Origin of the sequence: Fluviirhizobium alvei (genome assembly GCF_030551875.1) — a bacterium.
Taxonomy (GTDB): domain Bacteria; phylum Pseudomonadota; class Alphaproteobacteria; order Rhizobiales; family Rhizobiaceae; genus Rhizobium_E; species Rhizobium_E alvei.
Window position 1 is genome coordinate 47,779 of sequence record NZ_JAUOZU010000017.1, and the last position, 20,769, is coordinate 68,547.

Annotated in this window: 22 protein-coding genes; 10 read left to right on the forward strand and 12 right to left on the reverse strand. The window is 60.7% G+C overall.

What is annotated here, in order from left to right:
• Positions 1–229 precede the first annotated feature (229 nt).
• The 6 genes from Q4481_RS20590 (at position 230) to Q4481_RS20615 (ending at position 4,612) form a co-directional block, all read left to right on the forward strand.
• The gene (locus Q4481_RS20590; protein ID WP_304378367.1) at positions 230–415 is read left to right on the forward strand and encodes a helix-turn-helix domain-containing protein; all 186 of its coding nucleotides are present in this window, start codon (positions 230–232) and stop codon (positions 413–415) included.
• A gap of 343 nt (positions 416–758) precedes the next feature.
• Positions 759–1,532: an ABC transporter permease gene (locus Q4481_RS20595; protein WP_304378280.1), complete on the forward strand. Its 774-nt coding sequence runs from the start codon at positions 759–761 to the stop codon at positions 1,530–1,532.
• A gap of 11 nt (positions 1,533–1,543) precedes the next feature.
• Entirely contained in the window at positions 1,544–2,374 is an 831-nt protein-coding gene (locus Q4481_RS20600) for an ABC transporter permease (protein WP_304378281.1), read from the forward strand.
• On the forward strand, positions 2,371–3,171 hold the full coding sequence (locus tag Q4481_RS20605; RefSeq protein ID WP_304378282.1) for an ABC transporter ATP-binding protein: 801 nt from the start codon (positions 2,371–2,373) through the stop codon (positions 3,169–3,171). Before Q4481_RS20600 ends, Q4481_RS20605 begins: the two co-directional genes overlap by 4 nt.
• 31 nt (positions 3,172–3,202) lie before the next feature.
• On the forward strand, positions 3,203–4,162 hold the full coding sequence (locus Q4481_RS20610; RefSeq protein ID WP_304378283.1) for an ABC transporter substrate-binding protein: 960 nt from the start codon (positions 3,203–3,205) through the stop codon (positions 4,160–4,162).
• A 75-nt stretch (positions 4,163–4,237) separates the two neighbouring features.
• On the forward strand, positions 4,238–4,612 hold the full coding sequence (locus Q4481_RS20615; RefSeq protein ID WP_304378284.1) for a YciI family protein: 375 nt from the start codon (positions 4,238–4,240) through the stop codon (positions 4,610–4,612).
• 40 nt (positions 4,613–4,652) lie between these two features.
• Here the strand turns inward: Q4481_RS20615 and Q4481_RS20620 are convergent, their stop codons facing one another.
• The 4 genes from Q4481_RS20620 to Q4481_RS20635 are packed head-to-tail and all read right to left on the reverse strand — an operon-like array spanning position 4,653 to position 7,127.
• Positions 4,653–5,261 (reverse strand): NAD(P)-dependent oxidoreductase, encoded by a 609-nt coding sequence (locus Q4481_RS20620; protein ID WP_304378285.1) that lies wholly within the window; start codon positions 5,259–5,261, stop codon positions 4,653–4,655.
• A 19-nt stretch (positions 5,262–5,280) separates the two neighbouring features.
• Positions 5,281–5,568, reverse strand: a complete 288-nt coding sequence (locus Q4481_RS20625) for a hypothetical protein (RefSeq protein WP_304378287.1) — start codon at positions 5,566–5,568, stop codon at positions 5,281–5,283.
• Positions 5,565–6,443 (reverse strand): DODA-type extradiol aromatic ring-opening family dioxygenase, encoded by an 879-nt coding sequence (locus Q4481_RS20630; protein ID WP_304378288.1) that lies wholly within the window; start codon positions 6,441–6,443, stop codon positions 5,565–5,567. Before Q4481_RS20630 ends, Q4481_RS20625 begins: the two co-directional genes overlap by 4 nt.
• A gap of 9 nt (positions 6,444–6,452) precedes the next feature.
• A complete protein-coding gene (locus Q4481_RS20635; RefSeq protein WP_304378289.1) occupies positions 6,453–7,127 on the reverse strand; it encodes a nuclear transport factor 2 family protein in 675 nt (224 codons plus the stop codon).
• Positions 7,128–7,343: 216 nt separating this feature from the next.
• On the opposite strand from Q4481_RS20635, the gene Q4481_RS20640 reads away from it, so the two are divergent.
• The 4 genes from Q4481_RS20640 to Q4481_RS20655 all read left to right on the forward strand — a co-directional run bounded on the left by Q4481_RS20640 (position 7,344) and on the right by Q4481_RS20655 (position 10,512).
• Positions 7,344–8,267, forward strand: coding sequence for an NAD-dependent epimerase/dehydratase family protein (locus tag Q4481_RS20640; RefSeq protein WP_304378290.1), 924 nt, complete (start codon positions 7,344–7,346; stop codon positions 8,265–8,267).
• A gap of 53 nt (positions 8,268–8,320) precedes the next feature.
• On the forward strand, positions 8,321–9,292 hold the full coding sequence (locus Q4481_RS20645; RefSeq protein WP_304378291.1) for a fumarylacetoacetate hydrolase family protein: 972 nt from the start codon (positions 8,321–8,323) through the stop codon (positions 9,290–9,292).
• Positions 9,293–9,401: 109 nt separating this feature from the next.
• Positions 9,402–9,815: an MbcA/ParS/Xre antitoxin family protein gene (locus tag Q4481_RS20650; protein WP_354542336.1), complete on the forward strand. Its 414-nt coding sequence runs from the start codon at positions 9,402–9,404 to the stop codon at positions 9,813–9,815.
• Positions 9,802–10,512 carry an RES family NAD+ phosphorylase gene (locus Q4481_RS20655; RefSeq protein ID WP_304378292.1) on the forward strand — a complete coding sequence of 237 codons (711 nt, stop codon included), beginning with the start codon at positions 9,802–9,804 and terminating at the stop codon, positions 10,510–10,512. Before Q4481_RS20650 ends, Q4481_RS20655 begins: the two co-directional genes overlap by 14 nt.
• A gap of 308 nt (positions 10,513–10,820) precedes the next feature.
• Here the strand turns inward: Q4481_RS20655 and Q4481_RS20660 are convergent, their stop codons facing one another.
• The 8 genes from Q4481_RS20660 to Q4481_RS20695 form a co-directional block, all read right to left on the reverse strand.
• Entirely contained in the window at positions 10,821–11,969 is a 1,149-nt protein-coding gene (locus tag Q4481_RS20660; RefSeq protein WP_304378293.1) for an FAD-dependent monooxygenase, read from the reverse strand.
• A 92-nt stretch (positions 11,970–12,061) separates the two neighbouring features.
• Complete coding sequence (locus Q4481_RS20665) at positions 12,062–13,057, reverse strand: VOC family protein (RefSeq protein WP_304378294.1); 996 nt, start codon at positions 13,055–13,057, stop codon at positions 12,062–12,064.
• A gap of 177 nt (positions 13,058–13,234) precedes the next feature.
• Positions 13,235–14,161, reverse strand: coding sequence for a fumarylacetoacetate hydrolase family protein (locus tag Q4481_RS20670; RefSeq protein WP_304378295.1), 927 nt, complete (start codon positions 14,159–14,161; stop codon positions 13,235–13,237).
• Between the two features lie 362 nt (positions 14,162–14,523).
• Positions 14,524–15,828 (reverse strand): amidohydrolase family protein, encoded by a 1,305-nt coding sequence (locus Q4481_RS20675; protein WP_304378296.1) that lies wholly within the window; start codon positions 15,826–15,828, stop codon positions 14,524–14,526.
• A 16-nt stretch (positions 15,829–15,844) separates the two neighbouring features.
• A complete protein-coding gene (locus tag Q4481_RS20680) occupies positions 15,845–16,786 on the reverse strand; it encodes an ABC transporter permease (protein ID WP_304378297.1) in 942 nt (313 codons plus the stop codon).
• Positions 16,783–17,832: an ABC transporter permease gene (locus Q4481_RS20685; RefSeq protein ID WP_304378298.1), complete on the reverse strand. Its 1,050-nt coding sequence runs from the start codon at positions 17,830–17,832 to the stop codon at positions 16,783–16,785. Before Q4481_RS20685 ends, Q4481_RS20680 begins: the two co-directional genes overlap by 4 nt.
• Positions 17,822–19,351 (reverse strand): ABC transporter ATP-binding protein, encoded by a 1,530-nt coding sequence (locus Q4481_RS20690; protein ID WP_304378299.1) that lies wholly within the window; start codon positions 19,349–19,351, stop codon positions 17,822–17,824. The genes Q4481_RS20685 and Q4481_RS20690 overlap by 11 nt, the downstream gene beginning before the upstream one ends.
• The gene (locus Q4481_RS20695; protein WP_304378300.1) at positions 19,348–20,760 is read right to left on the reverse strand and encodes an amidase; all 1,413 of its coding nucleotides are present in this window, start codon (positions 20,758–20,760) and stop codon (positions 19,348–19,350) included. The genes Q4481_RS20690 and Q4481_RS20695 overlap by 4 nt, the downstream gene beginning before the upstream one ends.
• Between the last annotated feature and the right edge of the window lie 9 nt (positions 20,761–20,769).

Below are 20,769 nucleotides of genomic sequence, written 5' to 3' on the forward strand. Positions count from 1 at the left end.
CCGGATCAAATTGGAGCCTGCTGTCTGCACGGAATCCCAATTCGGCACGGCAATCGGTTTGCTACCTTCGGGTTGTTGTCTGCAGGGCGCTGCATCTTTAGAAACTGGCTTGCTCGAGGAAACATAGTCACGGAGTGGCAAGACATTCACAAAACATTGGAGGTATCCGTTGTTTGAGAACCACGCAATCAATCTCTCGCCTTCCCTTGAAACAGAACACCCGAACAGGATCGGGTTGCATGTGAAGAAACTCCGGCTTGATGCCGGATACAGTATCGAGAACCTGGCCGTGACATGCGGCCTCACGACAAGCGAAATAGAAGACATAGAAAATGGCCTGGATGACAATCCGGCCCGATTGGCCCGAGTTGCCAACGCGTTGAAGATCACGCCAGATCGGCTCGGTCAGTTTTAGCATAAGTTGGATCTATTGCATCGCCGCCCGGCTTTTGGTGCCGGGCGGCGTTTTGCGGTTGGGCTCGACAGATCCGCTTCGGTCATTCTGCTCTCTTCGGAGCTCGCCAGCGCGACTGCAGCGAGCCGCAGTCAACGACGATATTTCCTGACGCCAGATATTGTTCGCGAGGCCCCAGTCTCGCTTGACACTTGTCATCTCCCATGTATTAGTTGAACGACCAACCAAAGAGATTGGTGCCGGGGGAAGCATGGGAGCCAGGCCGCAGGATGCGTTTGCGTCAGCGGTATTGCCCATGAAGGCATCGGGTGAATTGGCTGGATGTTGAACGGGAGGACATGGCGTGGAATCGTCGCGGACGAAACTGTTGGCCTATCAGGCTTTGGCCGTGCTGGCCTTGCTGGTGCTCTGGTGGGTATCGACGAGGCTCGGGCTGATTGACACGGCCATCCTGCCGCCGGTCGAGCAGGTGGCCACGCAAATTGTTCTCGTTCTCGAACGTCCGGAATTCTATTCCGCGATCGGCAGCACCGTTTTCGATGCCGTCCGAGGCCTGCTCATTGCGGCATTCCTGGCCATACCTCTGGGCATCCTGGTCGGCATGTTTCCATCCGTCGACAAGGCGACCCGGATGATCATCGATTTCGGCCGCTCCTTCCCCGTGATCGCGCTTCTGCCCATTCTGGTCCTGCTGTTGGGCGCAACCGCCCTGATGAAGGTGGTTGCCATCGCGATTGCCTGCTTTTTCCCCATTCTCATTCAGACGATTTATGGAGCGCGGCGGCTCGAGCCGACCATTGTCGATACGATCCGGAGCTATCGCATTCCGGCCCATCTGCGTTTCTTCAAGGTGCTGTTGCCGGCCGCCGGGCCCTATATCGCGACCGGACTCAGGATTGCGACCACCATTTCGATCCTCGTTGCGGTTGGTGTGGAGATTGTCAGCGTGACACCGGGGATGGGACGCGAGATTGCGCTGTCGCGCAGTTACAACGAGACCGGCACAACATTCGCCTACATTTTCTATGCCGGTTTCCTTGGCGTTGTCCTGACATTCCTCTGGGATCAGCTCGAAGCGCATTTGCTGGGCTGGCACCATCGCAGCTCGGCTGAATGAAGGGGCCTGCCATGAACCGCTATCTCGTCGTTGATCTCTTCCTTGATATCGTCAAGTCGCTCTGGGTCGCCGGCTTGCTTGTCGCAATCTGGCTCTGGCTTTCCGCCGGTTCGACCTCATTCTATTTTCCGCCTCTTGCCGATATTCTGTCGGTGCTCTGGAACGAGCTAGTTCATGGTCCGCTTGGAACGCATCTGGCTGCCAGCCTGAGCAATCTCGCCTATGGACTGCTGATCGCCTGCGTTTGCGGGGTCGTATTCGGATTGGTGATCGGGCGATCGCAGCAGGGGCGCAAGGTCCTGTCGCCGATCCTCAACTTTTTGAGAGCCGTTCCGCCGGCGGCCATCGTTCCGATCGTCATTATTGCCCTCGGCGTCGGATCGGCACCGAAGATCTTCATCATTGCACTGGGCTGCTTCTGGCCGATCCTGCTCAATACGATCGATGGTGTGCGGGGAACGTCGCCTTCGCTTCTGGAAACCGTGCGCGCCTATCGGATCCCGCCACATCTCGCCCTCGTTCGCGTGGCTCTGCCCGCCGCCCTGCCGCAGATCATGGCGGGTATCCGCGTCGCGCTCGCCGTGGGCCTGGTGCTGATGGTGATCTCCGAATTCTTTGGCGCCGATCAGGGTATCGGCTTCTACATCACCGATGCGTCGACACGTTTTGCAATCCGGGAGACCTGGGCTGGCACGCTCTTGGTCGGCATCCTGGGCTACATCCTGAGTTTTGCCTTTCTCCTGATCGAGCGGCGCCTCCTGCGCTGGTACTTCCAGGATGACGGCACATCGATCTGGGCCCGCTTGCGGGCCGCCCGGCTCAGAACCGGAGGAGGAGCATGAATACGATGAGCATGAACCGACAGAACGCCGTTCCGGTCGTCAAACCGCTGGTGGTCGAGGGCTTGAGCAAGAGCTACGGCGCCGTTCAGGTCCTGTCGAACCTTAACCTGCGCGTCGATCCGGGCGAGATCATCTGCATCGTCGGGCCGTCAGGCGCCGGAAAGACAACGTTGCTGCGATGCCTTTCGGGCCTTCTGGCACCGACAGCCGGCGGCGTGCGGGTGGGCACCGAGACGATTTCCGCACCGGTTTCGGAAATCGGCATTGTCTTTCAGGATTATCGCGGCTCGCTTCTTCCCTGGATGCGTTCGGCGGAGAACGTTGCCTTCCCCTTGCAGGGCAAAGGCGTTCCCAAGGCGGAACGGATGGAAAGAGCGCGCTCCAGCCTCGAATCGGTCGGCTTGCCACAGGTGGCGGAGCGCTACCCCTGGCAACTCTCCGGCGGCATGCAGCAGCGTGTGGCGATTGCGCGGGCGCTTGCCTATGACGCCCACATCCTGCTCATGGACGAACCGTTCGGTTCGCTCGACGCGCAGACACGGTTTGATCTCGAAGATCTCGTGCTTTCGCTGCGCAAGCGGCTGGAAATCTCGATCGTTGTCGTGACGCACGATATCGACGAGGCTGTCTATCTCGCCGATCGGGTGGTCGTTCTGTCGGGCCATCCCGCGACCGTCATCGATACGGTCGAAATCGATCTCGGTGCCGAGCGCGACCAGATCGCCACCAAAGCCGATCCACGCTTTGCCGAATACCGCAGCCGGATTCTGAGCCAGATCCGCCGGCCGGTGAAATGAAGCCATTATCCCAATCAGGAGGAGTAGGGACATGATGACGAAAATGAAAAGGCGCACTGCCACCGGTTTGCTGGCGGCAATTGCCGCTCTGGCCATGCTGCCCGCCGGTGCTGCTTTGGCACAGGAAAAGGTGATCCGCGTGCTGCGGTCGCCGGTCGGAACCTTCCAGGGTCTCTATATTGCCGAAGAGCAGGGCTACTTCAAGGAAGCCGGCATCAAGGTCGAGGTCACCATCGGCGGTGCTCCGACGCAGAATATCGCCCAGCTGCAGGCCGGCCAGACCGATGTGATCATGTCGGGTGCCTTCGATATCATCACCGCTGTGGCGCAGGGACTTCCGGTAACGGCCGTGCTCAACACCCAGAATCAGGGTGATGTTCCCACCACCGGTCTGCTCGTGCCGCCGAATGGCACGGTAAAGGCGATCGCTGATCTCAAGGGCAAGGCTGTCGGCCTGCCGGGCGGCGTCCAGAGCACGCAGGGACTGCTGCTGCTGCGCGCGCTGGAATCGGCCGGGATCGCGCGTGAAGACGTCAAGATCGTCAACCTGCCCTTCGATGCGATGATCGAAAGCGCCGAACGCGGAGCCGTCGATGCCATCATCCCCATCGGGCTCTTTTATTCGCTTGCGCAGAGCAAGGGTTTCACGTCGGTCGATGAAGCCTATCAATTCATCAAGGGCAATCCGGCCGTCATCTTCGCCTCGTCGAAATCCTTCGTGGCTGAGAATGCCGATGCGATGAAAGCCTTCGTGGCGGCGATGGAAAAGGCCTATGCCTACGGCAACGAACACCAGGACGCCGTGCGTGCAGTCGACGCGGCGCAGACCAAGATGCCGCCGGACTATATCAAGACACGCTATATCGCGCCTTTCGTTGCCGCTTTCCCGCGCGACGTCTGGGGCAAGGCCGTTGCCGATATGGAGCGGTTCGGTTTCATTCCGAAAGCACCGGCCGAAGCCGACTACATCTGGGAAGGCGCGCCGAAGTAAGGCTTGAACATTAGAGATGCGGCGGGATCTTGGGGGAGCCTCACAGGGCTCCCCTTTTTCGTGGGGGATCAGACTATGAATGAAGAAATCGAAGCGATTGGGAAGAACTTCTATCGCAAGCGGCTTTGGGTGGTCATGACGCGTCCGGTGGCGCCCATGGACGCAATTGTGCCCTATCTTTCCGATCACCTCCGTTACCAGATCGCGCTGGAAAAGCAGGGCCATCTCTTCGCGGCGGGACCGCTGACGCCTTCAGCGGGAGATGCAATTGTTGGGGCCGGATTGATCCTCCTTCGGGCCGGTAATGAGGAGGAAGCCCGGCACTATGCCGACGGAGATCCGTTCCACCGGCTCGGCTTGCGCACTTACGATTTGTTCTGCTGGGATATCCACGAGGGAAGGATGACGATCAGTATCGATCTGTCGGATAGCCGGTTTCGGCTGGAGTGACGGCGCGCATGGTTGCGCGCCGGTCTGTTCGCATGATCGATCAGTAGCCGATGGTGATCCGTTCGCGCAGATGCTTGCCCTGTTCGAGACTGTCGACGATTTCGAGCGCCATGTCCTCGTAGGAAAGCTTTGTCGGCTCATCCTCCGCCATCAGCATATGATCCTTGCCGTAGCGATATCTGCCGGTCCGTTCGCCGGCGATGAAGAAGCGCGGCGGCGAAATGAAGGTCCAGTCCAGCCCTTCGGTTTTCTGAAGGGCGAGGAGAAGATCCTTGCCACGCGCCGAATTTGCCTGTGCCACGGCCGGGAACCCGGGATGGTTCATCTCCTCGACGCCGTCGGGATGCAGCAGGCTTCCGGCGCCACCGACGATGAGATGGCGCTTGACGCCAGACGCGAGCACCGCCGGAACGAGGATTTCGGGAACCAGATCGACAAAGCGGGCCGAGCTGATGATGGCATCATGGCCGGCGAGCGCCGTTGCAAGATCTTCCTTGGTGCCATCCACGCCGCGTACGGTCACGCCATCACTTGCCTCGATCCGCTCGGGATTGCGCGCGATTGCCGTAACCTGGTGGCCACGGCTGAGCAACTCCTTGAGAACGCGGGAGCCCGCCTTGCCGGAGGCACCGATAAGTGCAACTTTCATAGTCTCTCCTTCCTTGTTATCAGGTCTCGATATCGCCGAGTTCCAGTCCCTTCAGAGCCTCCACATAGTCCAGCATGAACTGGTAGCTCCAGCCGCGGTTGCGCTGGATGGCGAAGGAATAGACGAGGAACGGATGGGCTCCGAGCTGGAATATGGCCCGGATATCCGCAGCGGCCAGTGCCGCCCTCTCGTCCGTTTCAAGTTCAGCCTCGGCAATCGTTGCTGCCGCATCCCTGTCGAAGGCGGCGCGATAGTCGGCATCCCGGCCATAGGTCCAGAGGATCTTGTCGACGGCATAGCGTGTCATGCCCGACCTCCCGTCAGTGAAGTTTCGTCCCATCCCAGGAAGGCGCAGGCCGGCTGTGCCTTCGTGGCAACCATTTCGGCGAAACTCGGTGGTGCGCCACGCGCCAGTCCGAAGGCGAGCACGTAACCCAGGAAGCCCGGTGTGCCATTGCCGACGGCAAAAAGCTGGTCCCATGTGCTCAGTCGCACCACTTCATCGATGTTGTTCTCATTGATCAGCCGCCAGATATTGCGGTCCCATTCGCTTTCCGGCTCGACGAGGCTGCGCATCATGTTCGGACCGCCGACGGAATTGGACAGGTGACCGGTCGCGATCACCGCCACACGACGGTCGGAGCCGTCATCCTCGATTGTCGACCGGATCACGTCGCCCACCTGGCGGTAACGCCATCCTGGCGGCACCGGCGGCACGAGCAGGTTGATGAAGACCGGCACGACCGGAAGATCATCTTCCGGGCGCAGGAAGTTGAGCGGGATGGTGAAGGAATGGTCGGCGACGAATTCGTCGGAGAAGGCGAAATCAACGCCGCGTTCAAGGCCGCCCCTGAGAATCTGGCGTGCCAGTTTTCCATCGATCGGCAGGTCGCAGCTCTTGAGGCCCCAGGAAGCGATCTCGGCCGGAAACGGGCCTTTCATGCGGGTTGCCTTGCCCACCATGAAGGGCGCCATATTGTTCATGAACCATTGGCCGAGATGGTCCGAGCCGATGACGACGATCGTGTCCGGCCGCGCATCGGCCAGGCGCTGGCGTAGCGTCGCAAGATGCGCAAGTGCCGGCAGCGCTCCGGGATCGGCCTTGCCCTCGTGGGCCAGACGTTCCGAAATCGGTAGCGTCGGATCATGCGGAACGGCAATCAGACTGACGAGTTTTGCCATTTCCGCCCCTCACAGATAGATACGAACGGCATGCAGCCTGCCCGGCGTGGCACTGCGCTGATAGAGCGCCACCGCCGGCCGACCGGATGGCATATAGACCTCCGCAGCGCAGGTGGTGCCATCGTCGGTAAACTGGCAATACTGCACGCGAATGCCGCTCGAACCCATCATCTTGGTGAAATCGATGCGCAATTCATCGCGACCGGTAAAGGTTTCTGCATTGGAATGGCGGAAGTAACCGTCATGGTCGAAGAGGTCGAGCACCTCTTCCAGCCTGTTGCCATTGAGTGCCTGGAAATAGGCATAGAGCACATCGCTTTCCGATTGCCAGGGATGGATATCGTCGACGACCGGCAGGATCGGCGCCCTGTCCTCTACCAGATGGTGGTCGGAATAGACCCGGACCTCGGAGGATCCATCCGGCCGGCTTTCGAACATGAAGCCGACCGGCAGAAAGGCGCGGCTGCCGTCCTTCGGAATATAGCGATATTCCTCGAACCGGCGATTGCCGGCTTCGGTCGTGTTCGTCCATTCGATCGAGGCCCAGGCCGGGGCGGCGGGCGAAAGCGGACTGTCTGCGATGAACTTGGCGGCGTCTGTTATGCCGGTGAACATGTCGTTGACGTTGGACTGGGCACCGACGCGTGCCAAGAGTCCAGCGCGCGTTTCGTCGAGCTGTTGCATGTGACCTCCCTTGATCTCGCCTGCATGATGTAATTGGTTGGACGACCAGTCAAGAACAAAAAATACATTTTGCGGTTTTGCCAGTTGGCAACGAATGGGCGTCGGCGATTGCTGGCATAAGGAAATCGGATAGGTGGAGTGATTGCATCGGCGCGAAAAACCGTTAAAGTCTTTTAACTGGTCGTACGACCAAATAAGGAATGTCGGAGGGGAATCGTGCAAATCGCAATCATCGGCGCGGGCGGATTTGTCGGCCAGCGTCTCGCCAGGATCATGCTTCAGGAAACGGTCGGCCTGGAACGGCTAGTCCTTGTCGATCAGATCGAAGTGGAGGATTTTGCCGCCAGAAGGGTCGAACGGTTTGTCGGCGATTTTTCCGAGCCGGATCTGATGCGCAAGGCGCTTCTTGGTGTCGACAAGGTCATCCTGCTGGCAGCCATCCTGGGCGGCGGTGCGGAGAGCAACTATTCGCTTGCCCGCAAGGTCAATGTCGATGCGACGCTCGATCTTTTCGAATTTCTGCGCGATGCCAATCCCGCCACACGACTTGTCTTCGCATCGACGATCGCCGTGTTCGCCAAGCCGATGCCGTCGCTCGTCACCGATACGACGCCGACCGGCCCTTCGATGATCTACGGGGCGCAAAAGCTGATGATGGAAGTCGCCCTGTCGAATTTTGCCACCCGCGGCTGGCTCGACGGTGTTTCCCTGCGCCCCTCCGGCGTCATGGCGCGGGATGGCGCCGATGCCCGCCTGCGGACGGCCTTCATGAGTCGTGTCTTCTATTCGGTGATGCGGGGAGAGGATATCGTGCTACCGGTGCATCCGCATTCCCGAACCTGGCTGACCTCGGTCGACTGCGTTGCGCGCAATTTTGCCCATGGCGCGATGATCGAAAGTGCGATGCTCGGCAAGGATCGCGCCTTCACGCTGCCCGCCCTGGTCCTCTCGTTCGAGGAGCTTGTCGCTGCCCTGTTCAGGAAGTTCCCTGACAGCCGTTCGCGCGTCACCTATGCGCCGGACGAGGAGATCGTTGCCCTGTTCGGCTCCTATCCCGATCTCGAGACACCGATTGCCGACCGGTTGGGCTTCCAGCGCGACGCCGATGCCGATGCGCTTGTCGCGCGCGCCTTTTCCTGAAACACCGATCGGTAGCCTGAGTTGCCGACAACAATCCATGTGGAGGATCAAGAATGAAACTTGCTACGCTTGCCAATGGCACTCCGGACGGACGCCTGCATGTCGTGTCGCGAGACCTGACCAAAGCCGCGCCGGCAAAGGCGGCGGCAACGCTTCAGGCCGCGATGGAAAACTGGGAAGGCCTCGAGGCCGGTCTCAAGGCCGAACATGACGCGGTCAATGCCGGAACCGCCGAGGGCCTGATCAATTTCGATCCGGCCAAGGCTCTGGCGCCGTTGCCGCGCGCCTGGCAGTGGCTTGATGGTTCGGCTTTCGACAGCCATGGCGAACTCATGGATGCCATCCTCGGCATCAAGAAGGAAAAGACCGGCCGGCCGCTGATGTATCAGGGCGTATCCGACAAGTTCTATGGCCCGACCGAAGATGCACGCTTCATGAGCGAGGCGGATGACATCGATTTCGAAGGCGAATTCGGCATCATCACCGATCGCGTGCCGATGGGTACCGACAAGGCGACGGCGATGAAGCACATCAGGCTTCTCGTGCAGATCAACGACTGGTCGCTGCGACGGCTGGCGCCGATCGAAATGAAGACGGGTTTCGGCTGGGTACAGGCCAAGCCGCCCTGCTCGATGGCGCCTGTTGCCGTGACCCCGGACGAACTGGGGGCGAACTGGCGCGACGGCCGGGTGGATCTCGAACTTTCCGTTTACTGGAACGATGCGAAATTCGGCGGCGCCAATGGCTATCACATGAGCTGCGGCTTCGACGATCTCGTCTCGCATGCCGCCTATTCGCGTGATCTGGTGGCCGGCACGGTCATCGGTTCGGGCACGGTTTCGAACAAGAACTATCGCGAGATCGGCTCGAGCTGCATCGCCGAGCGTCGCGGCATCGAAAAGCTCGATACTGGCACCCCTACCACGCCCTTCATGACATTCGGCGAAACGGTGCGGATGGAAGCACGCAATGGTGATGGCTCGGTTCTGTTCGGTGCCATCCATCAGAAGGTGGTCAAGGCCTGATCCTTCGCTTCCGTAAGCGATGAACGCCGCCCTGGTCGCGGCGTTCTTTTTGCGCTTCTTCTTGCCATTTGGCATCAATTGAACTATTTTAGGCCAAAAGGAGAATGCTGTGATTGTTCTGACCCCGGTGCATACTGAAAGCGAACGGTTCGTACCTTCGCCGATCACCGACGAAGAGGCGGCGGCTATGTTCCGTGCCGCCATCAATCTCTTCCGGCTTTGGGACCTGACCGATGAGCAGGCTGCCATTCTTCTCGACATGCCGGTGCGATCCTTCCGGCGATGGAAGGCAGAAGGGCCCGGCCGGATGGGACGGGACGGCAAGGCGAGGCTGTCGAACATTCTCGGCATCCACAAGGCCCTCCGGCTGATCTTTCGTGAAGCGCAGCGCGGCTATGACTGGGTGCGGGCGAACAACGCGGCTTTTGGCGGCCAGTCGGCGCTGAACGTCATGCTCGGCGGCGAACTTAGCGATCTCATGCGTGTGCGCCGCTATCTGGATGCCGTACGTGGCGGCTGGTGACTTTCCGACTGCCTCCGTCGAATGGCCTTCGGCTGTTCGTATCATCCGCAGCCTTTATCCGCCGATCGACCTGTTCGAGGATATTGCCGATCCGGCGGATTGGGCCCTGCTTCTCTCTGCCGAACAGAAGACCAATCCGCGCCTGATGGAAACGATCGGCAATCTCGATCTCGTCGCACCCGAAAATCGCGTCGGCGGGTTAGGGGCCAGCTATCTCATGGCACCCTTCACCCATATCAGCACCGATCGCCCGAGCCGCTTTTCGGACGGGACCTTTGGCGTTCTCTATGTCGGTGACCGGTTCGAAGTGGCGCTGATGGAAACGATCCACCATCATGAACGGTTCATGCTCGCTACCGAAGAAAAGCCGGGCTGGACATCGCAGTTTCGTGAAATCCTGCTCACGGTAACCGCCAGTCTCGTCGACCTCAGACAGGTGGAAGCCACCGATCTTCTGCATAGGGACGATTATAGGGCCGCACAGGCGTTTGCGCGCGGGCTGCGCCAGAAACAGGCGGAAGGTATCGTCTATCCGAGCCAGCGTTATGAGGGGGGTGATTGCGCCGCCCTGTTCCGGCCCAATCTGGCATCGGCTCCGCGTCAGGGTCGCCATCTTGATTATCACTGGAACGGGCAGATGGTGGATTTCATCCGCGATGCGGGTTCCGGCACCGTTTACCGGATCGACCGGACCTGATCGGTCCGGTCAAATCGATGCCATGGTTCGGCTTAGGGTCAAAACTCAATCAGGATTTGGAGCGTGGTATGTGGGAAAATCGTTCGGTTTTAGAAGCAGATTCGAAGATGGATCGAACATCCATCGAGAATCTGCGCCGCCAAACCGGGCGATTTTCACCATATCCCTTCGGGACGCGGCGGATTTTCGCTCGGAATGCGTCGAAAACCCTTTGTGGAGTTGGGCTCCACGGCAGGCTTTTCTCCTGTTCCGATCCAAAATCCGTCTCGCGCCACGCCCGAAACCTGATTGATTCTTGACCCTAGGGCTCAGCGATAGGGCTCGGCAATAGCTGCCAGCGAAGCGCCCATGATGGCTGCCTGTTCGCTCATCGGCGCACTGGCCATTTCCAGTTCACCGAGCCGGAGCGAATTGTTGACAACCACCGAGGCACGCGGAATGCGGCGCCTGTTGTAGGCCTCGAAAGCTTCATCGATCGAACCGGCACGACCGAGTTCCTCGACGAGAACGATCGCATCTTCGACGGCTGCTCCTGCGCCGGAGCCGAGATGCGGCGTTGTCGCGTGGGCGGCATCGCCCAGAAGCGCCACGCGGCCCTTGGTCCAGGTGTCGGTCAAAAGGAGGGCTTCGAGCGGGCGATAGACGATATGGCTCTTGTCGTTGATCTGGTCGCGCAGTTCGGCAACCGGTCCTTGGAAATCGTCCATGAGGCGTCGCAGAATGGCGGGGAATTCGCTCTCGTTGCGCCACGGATTATCCGGCACATGTTCGAGCAGATACATATACATCTTGTTCGGCGAACAGAGGCTGAAGCCGACCTTGACCTTCTCGCCCAGGAACATGCGGCCCTTTTCCCAGCCTTCCGGGATATCGAAGAGCACGCGCCAGCAGGCCTGGCCGGTGAAACGCGGCTTGGGCGCATCCGGGAATGTCAACGCGCGCGTCTTCGAAAACAGCCCGTCGGCACCGATGACGAGATCGTAGCGACCCTGCGATCCGTCCGAAAAGACGACATCGACGCCGCTTTCATCCTGTGCGTAGCTCTCTATCGTAATCCCAAGACGGGCCTTGATGCCGAGATCCGTGACCTTTTTTTTCATCATCGCATGCAACACGGGGCGCAACACACCGCCTTCGCCGGGAACATCAGGCGAAAACAGCCTTGGTGCCGCGATGTCGCGCAGAAGATTGCCCTTGTTGTCGCAAAGGAAGATGCCATCATAGCAATTGCCTTCCGTCATCAGTTGCGGCGCAAATCCGAGATCGCCAAAGGCGCGGAGCGTCAGCATCGAAAGGGTGATCCCGGTGCCATAGACACCCCATTTCGGATCGCTGTCGATCAGGTCGATCCCGGTCACACCGGCTTCCGCCAGGCGGATTGCAACCGCCATGCCGCCCACGCCGCCACCGACGATCAGGACCCTGCCGGCCAGCTTTCGCACATTCTCGTTGGACACGATATTCCCTCCCGCGGACTGAATGGTCCGCACTCCTTCAAAAGATCTCATGCGCCCGATCGGAACCCGATCGGGAACGGTTGCCGCCTGCCTCAATCCCAGCCGGCATCCGCCTTTGTGTCGTCCTTCGGCACGAATTCCGGATGCAGACGGAACTCCCATTTCTGCGAAGTGCCGAGAAAGGCAGGAATCTTGTGCATCCAGCTATAGGTGCCGAACACCTGGTTCCATTCGCGCGGGATCCAGTTGTCATCGATATAGTCTGAATCGGCGCCATATTCGGCTTCACCGCCGGCGGGGCATTCGAGATAGGAAAAGAGTGCCGATGCAATGCGGTGCCGGCCCGAACCGAGCGGACCCGTGTTCCAGCCGCGGCGGGTCATGTAGTTGGTGCCGATCATCAGCTCATCGATGTCTTCGACGCCGAAATTGGTGTGGTGATAGACAGGGTAACCCGGCAGCGCCGGAAACTTCATGTTGATCAGAAACAGGTTGTGATGCTCGTTCGCTCCATCGGCCCTCAGATAGAAGCCCATGCCGAGCTGCTCTTCCGACATCCGGAAATCGAGGACATCGCGGTACCATTCATATTCGGCGCGCGGATCGGGAACGGCAAACACGGTGTGGGTGATCGTCTTCGGCTTGGCGCGTGTCTTCCATTTGCGCGGCGTATTGAGCCGGTTGACGTGCCCGGGCGCATTCAGCGGATCCGGAGCATAGGTGACCTTCTTGCGATTGAAGACCTTGAGCCCGATGGGAAGGCCCGAACAGGTGGCGAAATGGACAGTGCCATCCTCGGTCCTGCGAACCTCCTGGGTCTGCGACACACGCGCCACCAGGGCCTCGAGATTTTCAGCAGTGTCGACGCCCCAGATCACTTCCTTGACGCCCTTGCCGATATAGGGCGACTTCGGCACCAGCGGATCGTCGAGATAACGCAGGATGACGTTGGAGCCTTCATCGAGGCGATAGTGGGTATGGTCGTTGCCGGCCGATTTCTGCACGAGGCCGAAATCGTCAAAGAAACGGGTGCAAAGCGAGAGATCCTCAACGCCGAACAGCAGGGTCTCGATGCCGATGATAGCCATGGGGCCGCCTTTCCTCGAAAGTCACGTCAGCCATCCCTCGCAAGGAAGGTGGCAGTTCAATGGTGGTGCGGCGATTTCCTCCCGCCTCATCTTGTTTATACAAGCGCCCAAACAATCTGAAAAATGGATTGCTGAGATAGGATTTATCACCTGCACCAATACATGACTATCGTCAAATCAGCCTTTGCGGCTGGCTTCGAGGCTTGTCCGCATCGCGTTGAGGGTCTGCTGGCCAAGACCCCGCACGGCTGCTTCGATGATGTCGCCATCGCCCAGTGCTGGCCGATCGGACAAGACCGGGCCTGAATCGGTGCCGCAGCAGACAAGATCGCCAGGGAAGAGATGGAAATCGTGCGTCAACCGGGCAACGGTCGCGGCAATCGTCTCGCTCCGCGATGCGAGGTTCGCTTTCAGGTTGGTTTCGCCATTGAAGGCGATGTTGGTATCGACTGCATCAATCGCGTCGGCAAAGGCGGCCGGGACGAAATAGGGACCGGTCGGAAGGAATGCCGGCTGCGATTTTGCCTTGAGCCAGTCGACACTTTCCGTGCCATCGATTAGGGAAAGATCCGTGACGGTCATATAGCCCGCTATGGCATTGACGGCCTGTGCCGGGTCCAGTTCATAGCTCGGATGGGCGATGACGGCGCCGACCTTGACTTCGCCGACGACCTTTCCGTCGCGCGACGGCAAATGGATCTTCGCTTTTGGGCCGACCACCGTGGAGGCAAGCTTGTTCACGAACAGACCTGGTTTCTCACCGGCATTGGTCACTTCGCACAGAACCTGGCGTGGTGTTTCAAGCGGCGCGACCGGTGTCAGAAACTCGATCGCCGTAAAGGCGCTGCGGAAATATTTACCCGCTTCGGCATCATCGAGGGCGGCAACGGTGGCGCAAAGTGCACGGAAATTATGATCCCAGTTCTGCAACAGGCCGAACAGGGATTCCTTGCCCGTAAGCGCCAGGCCAAGACGTGCGGCCAGAGTGGCGATCGCCTCGATGGAGATGGCGGCTTCATCATCGAGAACAATGGCCGGAAAGGCCGGGCTGCCGCTGACGGTGAACATGCCCAGGACGAACGGGATTGGTGTGCTGTCGATCATATCTTCCTCCCTTTTCCTTTCATTAGGCGGCAAGAGGCGGCCAACAAAGGCCTTTTCAAAGATAGCGGCTATCGGAAACGGCAATGGCAAGCCGGCGGTCATGCATCGCCTTTACGATTTGGAAACCAGCCTTGCGCTATCGTTGATGCTGCTTTGCAAAAAGCGCATTTGCGTTATGTGCGATGCAGCAATATAAATGACGTCAAGAAGTCGATACTCCTCCTCCCAATCGGCTTCTGGCGACCACCGGCACTCCTCCTCCCAGCCGTTGGTCAATATCAAAAGCCCGGTGCATCCTCCTCCCGCACCGGGCTTTTTTGTGTCTTTCGGTCAGCCATGCTGTCGAATTCGAGCCGCGCCTTTCAGCGCGGCCGGCCCTCGTAGAGCGGTACGAAATCGCGGCCGCCATCGATCGAAGAGGGGCGTCCATCAAGAAAGAGTTCGCCGATCCTGGGTGCTGTGCGGGCAATCACCTTGCCACGGCGGATCACGGCGAGCCGGTTCGGCTTCAGCCGCAGCGCTTCATAGACATCTTCAGCTTGCAGGATCACAAGATCGGCGTTGCAGCCCTTGGCGAGACCATAATTCTCAAGCCCCATCGTCCTGGCCGAGTTGACCGTCAGTGCATCGAAGATCTTCCGTTTGTCCTCAAGCCCGGCCATCTGTGCAACATGGATCGCCATATGGCCGACTTCCAGCATGTCGCCCGATCCCATCGAATACCAGGGGTCCATCACGCAGTCATGGCCGAAGGAGACGTTGAGGCCTGCCGCCATCAGTTCCTTCACCCGCGTCATGCCGCGCCGCTTGGGATAGGTGTCGTGGCGGCCCTGCAGCATGATGTTGATCAGCGGATTGGGAATCACATTGATCTCGGCTTCCGCCATCAGCGGAATGAGCTTCGAGACATAATAATTGTCCATCGAATGCATCGAAGTGAGATGCGAGCCCGCCACGCGGCCTTGAAGACCGAAGCGGATCGTCTGGGCGGCGAGCGTTTCGATATGGCGCGACATCGGATCGTCGGTCTCGTCGCAATGCATGTCGACCGGCAGGCCGCGATCGGCGGCGATGCGGCAGAGCGCTTCGACCGACAGCCGCCCATCCTCCATCGTGCGTTCGAAATGGGGAATGCCGCCGACAATGTCGACGCCCATGTCGAGTGCACGTTCCAGTGATGCGACCCCATCGGCGGCGCGATAATAGCCGTCTTGCGGGAAGGCGACGAGCTGCAGGTCGATATAGGGTTTGACCTTCTCGCGTACCTCGATCATCGCTTCGACCGTCACCAGTCGCGGATCGGACGTATCGACATGGCTGCGGATATGCAGAAGGCCCTGGGTGACTGCGAGATCGCAATAACGCAGCGCCCGCTCGACCAGTTCTTCCTTCGTTACGATCGGACGCAGTTCGCCCCAGAGTGCGATGCCTTCGAGAAGCGTGCCGGAGACATTCATGCGCGGCAAGCCAAGCGAGAGCGTCGCATCCATATGAAAATGCGGATCGACGAAGGAGGTCGAGACGAGCCTGCCGGTCGCATCGATCGTCTCGGCCGCTTCGGCGGTGATGTTGGCCTCGATCGCTTCGATTATCCCGTTGCGGATGGCGATATCGACGCCCTTGCGACCATCCGGCAGGTTGCCGTTCTTGAGGATGAGATCGAACATGGTGGGTTCCTTTCGGTCAGCGTTCGCCGCGGCGATAGGGTTGCATCAGCGCCTGCGGCACCCGGGCCCGGCGGGCCATGATGGCAAGAGCTGCAATCGAGAGAATGTAGGGCGTCATCAGGAAGATCTGGTAGGGCACGCCCTCGATGGCGGTTTGAAGCCGGAGCTGGAAAGCATCGAAGAAGGCGAACAGAAGCGCGCCGAACAGGGCGCGACCCGGCCTCCAGGAGGCGAAGACGACGAGCGCGATGCAGATCCAGCCGCGACCCTGCACCATGGTCGGAAAGAAGGAGTTGAAGGCCGACAACGTCAGGAAGGCGCCGCCCATGGCCATCAGCGCCGAGCCTGCGAGCACCGCGCCATAGCGCACGACCATCGGATTGACACCCTGGGCTTCTGCCGCATGCGGATTTTCGCCCGTCATCCGGACGGCGAGCCCGAGCGGTGTCCGAAACAGGATATAGGCCATCAGAACCGCAAGGAGGATCGCCAGATAGGTCGGCATGGTCTGGGTAAAGAGCGCCGGCCCGATGAAGGGCAGATCGGAAAGGCCTGGAATGGCGATCGGCTGAAACGGCTCGATAGTCGGCGGCGTTCCGGCCACCGGCACGATGAGCCGGAACACATAATAGCTGAAGCTCGAGGCAAACAGCGTCACGCCAAGGCCGGAGACATGCTGCGACAGGCCGAGCGTGACAGTCAATGCTGCATGCAATAACCCGAAGATCGCGCCGGAGAGGGCGGCGACGGCCAGTCCGGTCCAGAGATCGGCGCCATGGAATACCGCGAGCCAGCCGATCATGGCGCCAAAGGTCATGATGCCTTCGATACCGAGATTGAGAACGCCCGCCCGTTCGCACAGAAGCGCGCCCAGCGTGCCGAAAATCAATGGCGTGGCGATGCGCAGGACGGCTGCCCAGAGGCCGACGGAGGCTAGGATATCGATCAGCGTGCTCATCGGCGGATCCTGTATTGGGCGAAGAACAGTGCCACCAGCATGGTGATCAGCGACAGCGCCACGGTCACATCGGCAATGTAGGTGGGAATGCCCATCGAGCGGCTCATGCCATCGGCACCGACGAACATGGTGGCCGTGAAAAGGGCGGCAAGAATGACGCCGAGCGGATTGAGATTGGCAAGCATCGCGACCACGATGCCGGAATAGCCGAAGCCGGGCGAAAGATCGGTGGTGACATAGCCCTTGACCCCCATCACCTCGACGGCACCGGCAAGGCCGGCAAGACCACCCGAAATGCAGGCGACCTTGATGAGGGTGGAGGCGAGCGGGACCCCGGCGAAGACCGCCGCCCCCGGATTGAGCCCCGCTGCGCGCGACTGCAGGCCGAAGACGGTGCGCGACTGCACGAGATGGACGAGGATGGCGATGATGACCGCAATCGCGAGCCCGATATGCAGCCGCGACCGTTCAATGAGTTTCGGCAGCATTGCCGCATCCGGGACCGATTGCGATTGCGGCCAGCCGAAGGCGAGCGGGTCCTTCAGCACCCCATCGATCAGCATCGAAACGATCAGGACCGCGACGAAATTCATCAACAGGCTCGTGACGACCTCGTCGACCGAGAATTTCAGCCTGAGCCACAGCGGAATGAGGATCAGCACCATGCCGGCGATGGCGCCGACCACGAACAGGATCGGGATCGACAGATAGCCCGGAACGCCATTGAGGACCTGCGAGCCGACAGCGGCGACCGCTATCGCGCCGAGATAGAACTGGCCTTCGGCACCGATGTTCCACAGCCGGGCCCGGAAGGCGACGGCGGCGGCCAGTCCGGTCAGCATCAGCGGCGTGGCGCGGGTCAGGGTTTCGGTCGCCGACAGGCGCGACCCGAACGCGCCGGTGATGATCTTGCCATAGGCCTCGAAAACGGGAGCACCGGCAATGGCAATCAGGATGCCGGCGATCAGCAATGCAGCGATCACCGCGATCAGCGGTGTCAGCACCAGTAGCGCCAGCGAGCGATGTTCCCGACGTTCAAACCGCATGGGCGGTCTCCCCCTCATGCCAGTCGCCAGCCATCATCAATCCCAGTCGTCGCGCATCGGCGGTTTCGGTTGCCACCGGCGGTGACAGGCGCCCCCCGACAATAGCCTGGATACGATCGGACAGCGCGATCACCTCATCGAGATCTTCCGAAATCAAAAGCACGGCGGTTCCCGCCTTGCGGGCGGCGAGAATCCGTTCATGCACGGCTGCGACAGCCCCCTCGTCGAGCCCGCGCGCAGGCTGGGCCGCAATCAGGATCTTCGGCCGGTCATGCAGGTTGCGCCCAAGAATGAGCTTCTGCATGTTGCCGCCGGAAAGAAGCCGCGTACGGGTGGCCGGCCCGCCGCCGCGGACATCGAATTCTTCAATGATTTCGCGGGTGAAATCCATGCCGGCCTTGCGATCGACGATACCGTTGCGGGCAAAGCGCGGTGAGGCGATCCGCTCCAGCACTGCATTTTCCCACAGCGCCATGTCGCCGATTGCGCCCTCATGGTTGCGGTCTTCCGGAATGCGGCCGATACCGGCTTCGACAACCTCGGCCACCGAAAGATCGCCAACTGCTTCGCCGAACAGCAGCAGATCGCCGGAAGTGCGGGCGATTGTTCCCGACAGGAGATGCGCAAGCACCGCCTGCCCATTGCCGGAAACGCCGATAATGCCGAGCACTTCGCCGGCATGGAGGCGAAAGTTGATGGCCTTCAGCCGGTCGACACCGGCCTGATGCACGGTGATGTTGGCGGCTTCCAGAACCACGGCGCCGGGGGTAGAGGCCTCGCGCACCGGTCGGGCAACGCGGCGGCCGACCATCAGTTCGGCGAGATCGGCCTTGCTGGTTTCGGCGACTTTGCGTTCGGCTACCAGTTTGCCGCCGCGCAGGACGATGATGCGATCGGCAGCCGACATGACCTCATCGAGCTTGTGGGAAATGAAGATCAGCGACAGACCCTGCCGCGCCATTTCCTTCAGCGTTGCAAACAGCTTTTCCGCCTCGATATTGGTCAAGACCGCCGTTGGCTCGTCGAGGATCAGAATGCGGGCGTCATTGTAGAGCGCCTTGAGGATTTCCACCCGCTGCTGCTCGCCAACCGACAGATCGCCCAGCCGTGCATCCGGATCGACTCGGAGGCCGAACCGTTCGGCGATCGTCAATAGCTTGGCGCGGGCGCGCACCGTATCCGATTTCAGCGACCAGAGGCTTTCGGTGCCGGTCATGACACTTTCGAGCACGGTCAGATTGGGCGCCAGCGAGAAATGCTGATGCACCATGCCGATGCCGGCGCGAATGGCCGCGCGCGGCTTGCCCGGCGGCAGATCCTGCCCCTCGATGCGGATATGGCCGGTATCCGGCATGTAATGGCCGAACAGGATGCTCATCAGCGTCGTCTTGCCGGCGCCGTTCTCACCGAGCAGTGCCATGATCTCGCCCTTGGCGAGGGTGAGCGAGATATCGTCATTGGCGAGATTGTCGCCGAACCGTTTGCTGATGCCGGAAATCTCGAGCACTGGCTGCGTCATGCGTCTAACCCCGCGATCGGAAAGGGATGCTGCCAGCGCTCTTCGCGCTCCAGCCGCTCGGCAAGCGCCAAGAGCAGCGGTTCGTGGCCGAAGGGCGCAATCATCTGCACCGGCAGCGGCAATCCATCGGCATCAGCCCCGAAGGGAAGCGTGATGGCGGGGAAACCGGCAATGTTGGCGAGTGCCGCGAGCGGCGCAAAAGCGCTCATGCGCTTCAGTTGCAGCTCGGGATCGGCATGGTCGGACGGAAACGAGCCGATCGGCAAGGGCGGTCCCGACAGCATCGGCGCCAGGATGACATCGACGGACTGGAACAGCTGCCAGAGATCGCGGCTCACCAGCACGGCAGCATTGAGGGAATTCCACAGCATCGCGGCGGAAAGCGCCCTGCCCCGCTCAAGAAAAGCGCGTGTCAGCGGCTCGGCAAGCGTCTCGTCGAGGGCCGGGCTTTTCAGCGCGAGCGCAAGATTGGCGGCGATGATATCGCCGAAGATCCGGCCCGAAGCAGATTGCATCGCCGCAAATTGCGACCAGTCGAGCGGTGTCAGCCGATGGCCGGCCGCCTCGAGGCTGCGGGCGGCGGCCAGAACGGCTTCGCTGCGCTGCGATTCGGTGGGAAAATCCGTGCCGGTTTCGCACAGGAGCCCGATCTTGAGCACACCGTCCGGCATCGAAATGAGTGACGGTTCAGGCCCCGGCCCCTGAACGTTTCCGGCAAGGCAGGCGAAAGCGGTCGCCGCATCGCGCACGCTCCGGGTGACGGCAAGTTCGCTGGCGATGCCGCCCAGATGATTACCGAAATTGGGGCCGCCCGGCATGATGCCGCGGCTGGGTTTGAGGCCGACCAGTCCGCAGCAGGCAGCCGGCACCCGGATCGAACCGCCGGCATCGGTCGCATGCGCGATCGCCACCAGGCCAGCTGCCACGGCGGCCGCCGAACCGCCCGACGAACCACCGGGCGTGCGTGACGGATCGAGCGGATTGCGGCAGATCGGTCCCGCCATCGGTTCGCTCGCCAGCGACAGTCCGAGTTCAGGCACGGTGGTGAGGCCAAAGGGAATGAGGCCCGAATCGCGAAAACGTTGCGCGAGTTCCGAATCGGGTAGCCCGCTCTGGCGGTCGATCATGCGGGAACCTGCGGCCACCGGCAGCCCTCGGAACGGTCCGCCGAGATCCTTGGCGAGTGTCGGCACGCCGCCGAAAGGGCGCTGGGCAAAACTGTCCGGTTCGCGTGCGCGTTCCAAATCCATGGCGCTCGCGCCCGCCCGGCCGAGCTCGGGATCGCAATAGGTAACAGCGCCGAGATCGGCACGCCTGTCGATCGCGGCCAGCGAGGCCTCCATGGCCTCAAGCGATGTCAGGCGACCCGTCCGGATCGCCTGTGCGAGTTCCGTTGCATCCTGCTGCATGATGGCGGC

What these genes read in the sequence shown, in the direction of transcription:
- Q4481_RS20665 (WP_304378294.1), bottom strand. Translation starts at nt 13,057, where the DNA reads ATGGCTATCATCGGCATCGAGACCCTGCTGTTCGGCGTTGAGGATCTC.
- Q4481_RS20625 (WP_304378287.1), bottom strand. Translation starts at nt 5,568, where the DNA reads ATGACACGCTATGCCGTCGACAAGATCCTCTGGACCTATGGCCGGGAT.
- Q4481_RS20620 (WP_304378285.1), bottom strand. Translation starts at nt 5,261, where the DNA reads ATGAAAGTTGCACTTATCGGTGCCTCCGGCAAGGCGGGCTCCCGCGTT.
- Q4481_RS20690 (WP_304378299.1), bottom strand. Translation starts at nt 19,351, where the DNA reads ATGACGCAGCCAGTGCTCGAGATTTCCGGCATCAGCAAACGGTTCGGC.
- Q4481_RS20680 (WP_304378297.1), bottom strand. Translation starts at nt 16,786, where the DNA reads ATGAGCACGCTGATCGATATCCTAGCCTCCGTCGGCCTCTGGGCAGCC.
- Q4481_RS20645 (WP_304378291.1), top strand. Translation starts at nt 8,321, where the DNA reads ATGAAACTTGCTACGCTTGCCAATGGCACTCCGGACGGACGCCTGCAT.
- Q4481_RS20670 (WP_304378295.1), bottom strand. Translation starts at nt 14,161, where the DNA reads ATGATCGACAGCACACCAATCCCGTTCGTCCTGGGCATGTTCACCGTC.
- Q4481_RS20695 (WP_304378300.1), bottom strand. Translation starts at nt 20,760, where the DNA reads ATGCAGCAGGATGCAACGGAACTCGCACAGGCGATCCGGACGGGTCGC.
- Q4481_RS20615 (WP_304378284.1), top strand. Translation starts at nt 4,238, where the DNA reads ATGAATGAAGAAATCGAAGCGATTGGGAAGAACTTCTATCGCAAGCGG.
- Q4481_RS20685 (WP_304378298.1), bottom strand. Translation starts at nt 17,832, where the DNA reads ATGCGGTTTGAACGTCGGGAACATCGCTCGCTGGCGCTACTGGTGCTG.
- Q4481_RS20635 (WP_304378289.1), bottom strand. Translation starts at nt 7,127, where the DNA reads ATGCAACAGCTCGACGAAACGCGCGCTGGACTCTTGGCACGCGTCGGT.
- Q4481_RS20675 (WP_304378296.1), bottom strand. Translation starts at nt 15,828, where the DNA reads ATGTTCGATCTCATCCTCAAGAACGGCAACCTGCCGGATGGTCGCAAG.
- Q4481_RS20610 (WP_304378283.1), top strand. Translation starts at nt 3,203, where the DNA reads ATGATGACGAAAATGAAAAGGCGCACTGCCACCGGTTTGCTGGCGGCA.
- Q4481_RS20600 (WP_304378281.1), top strand. Translation starts at nt 1,544, where the DNA reads ATGAACCGCTATCTCGTCGTTGATCTCTTCCTTGATATCGTCAAGTCG.
- Q4481_RS20630 (WP_304378288.1), bottom strand. Translation starts at nt 6,443, where the DNA reads ATGGCAAAACTCGTCAGTCTGATTGCCGTTCCGCATGATCCGACGCTA.
- Q4481_RS20605 (WP_304378282.1), top strand. Translation starts at nt 2,371, where the DNA reads ATGAATACGATGAGCATGAACCGACAGAACGCCGTTCCGGTCGTCAAA.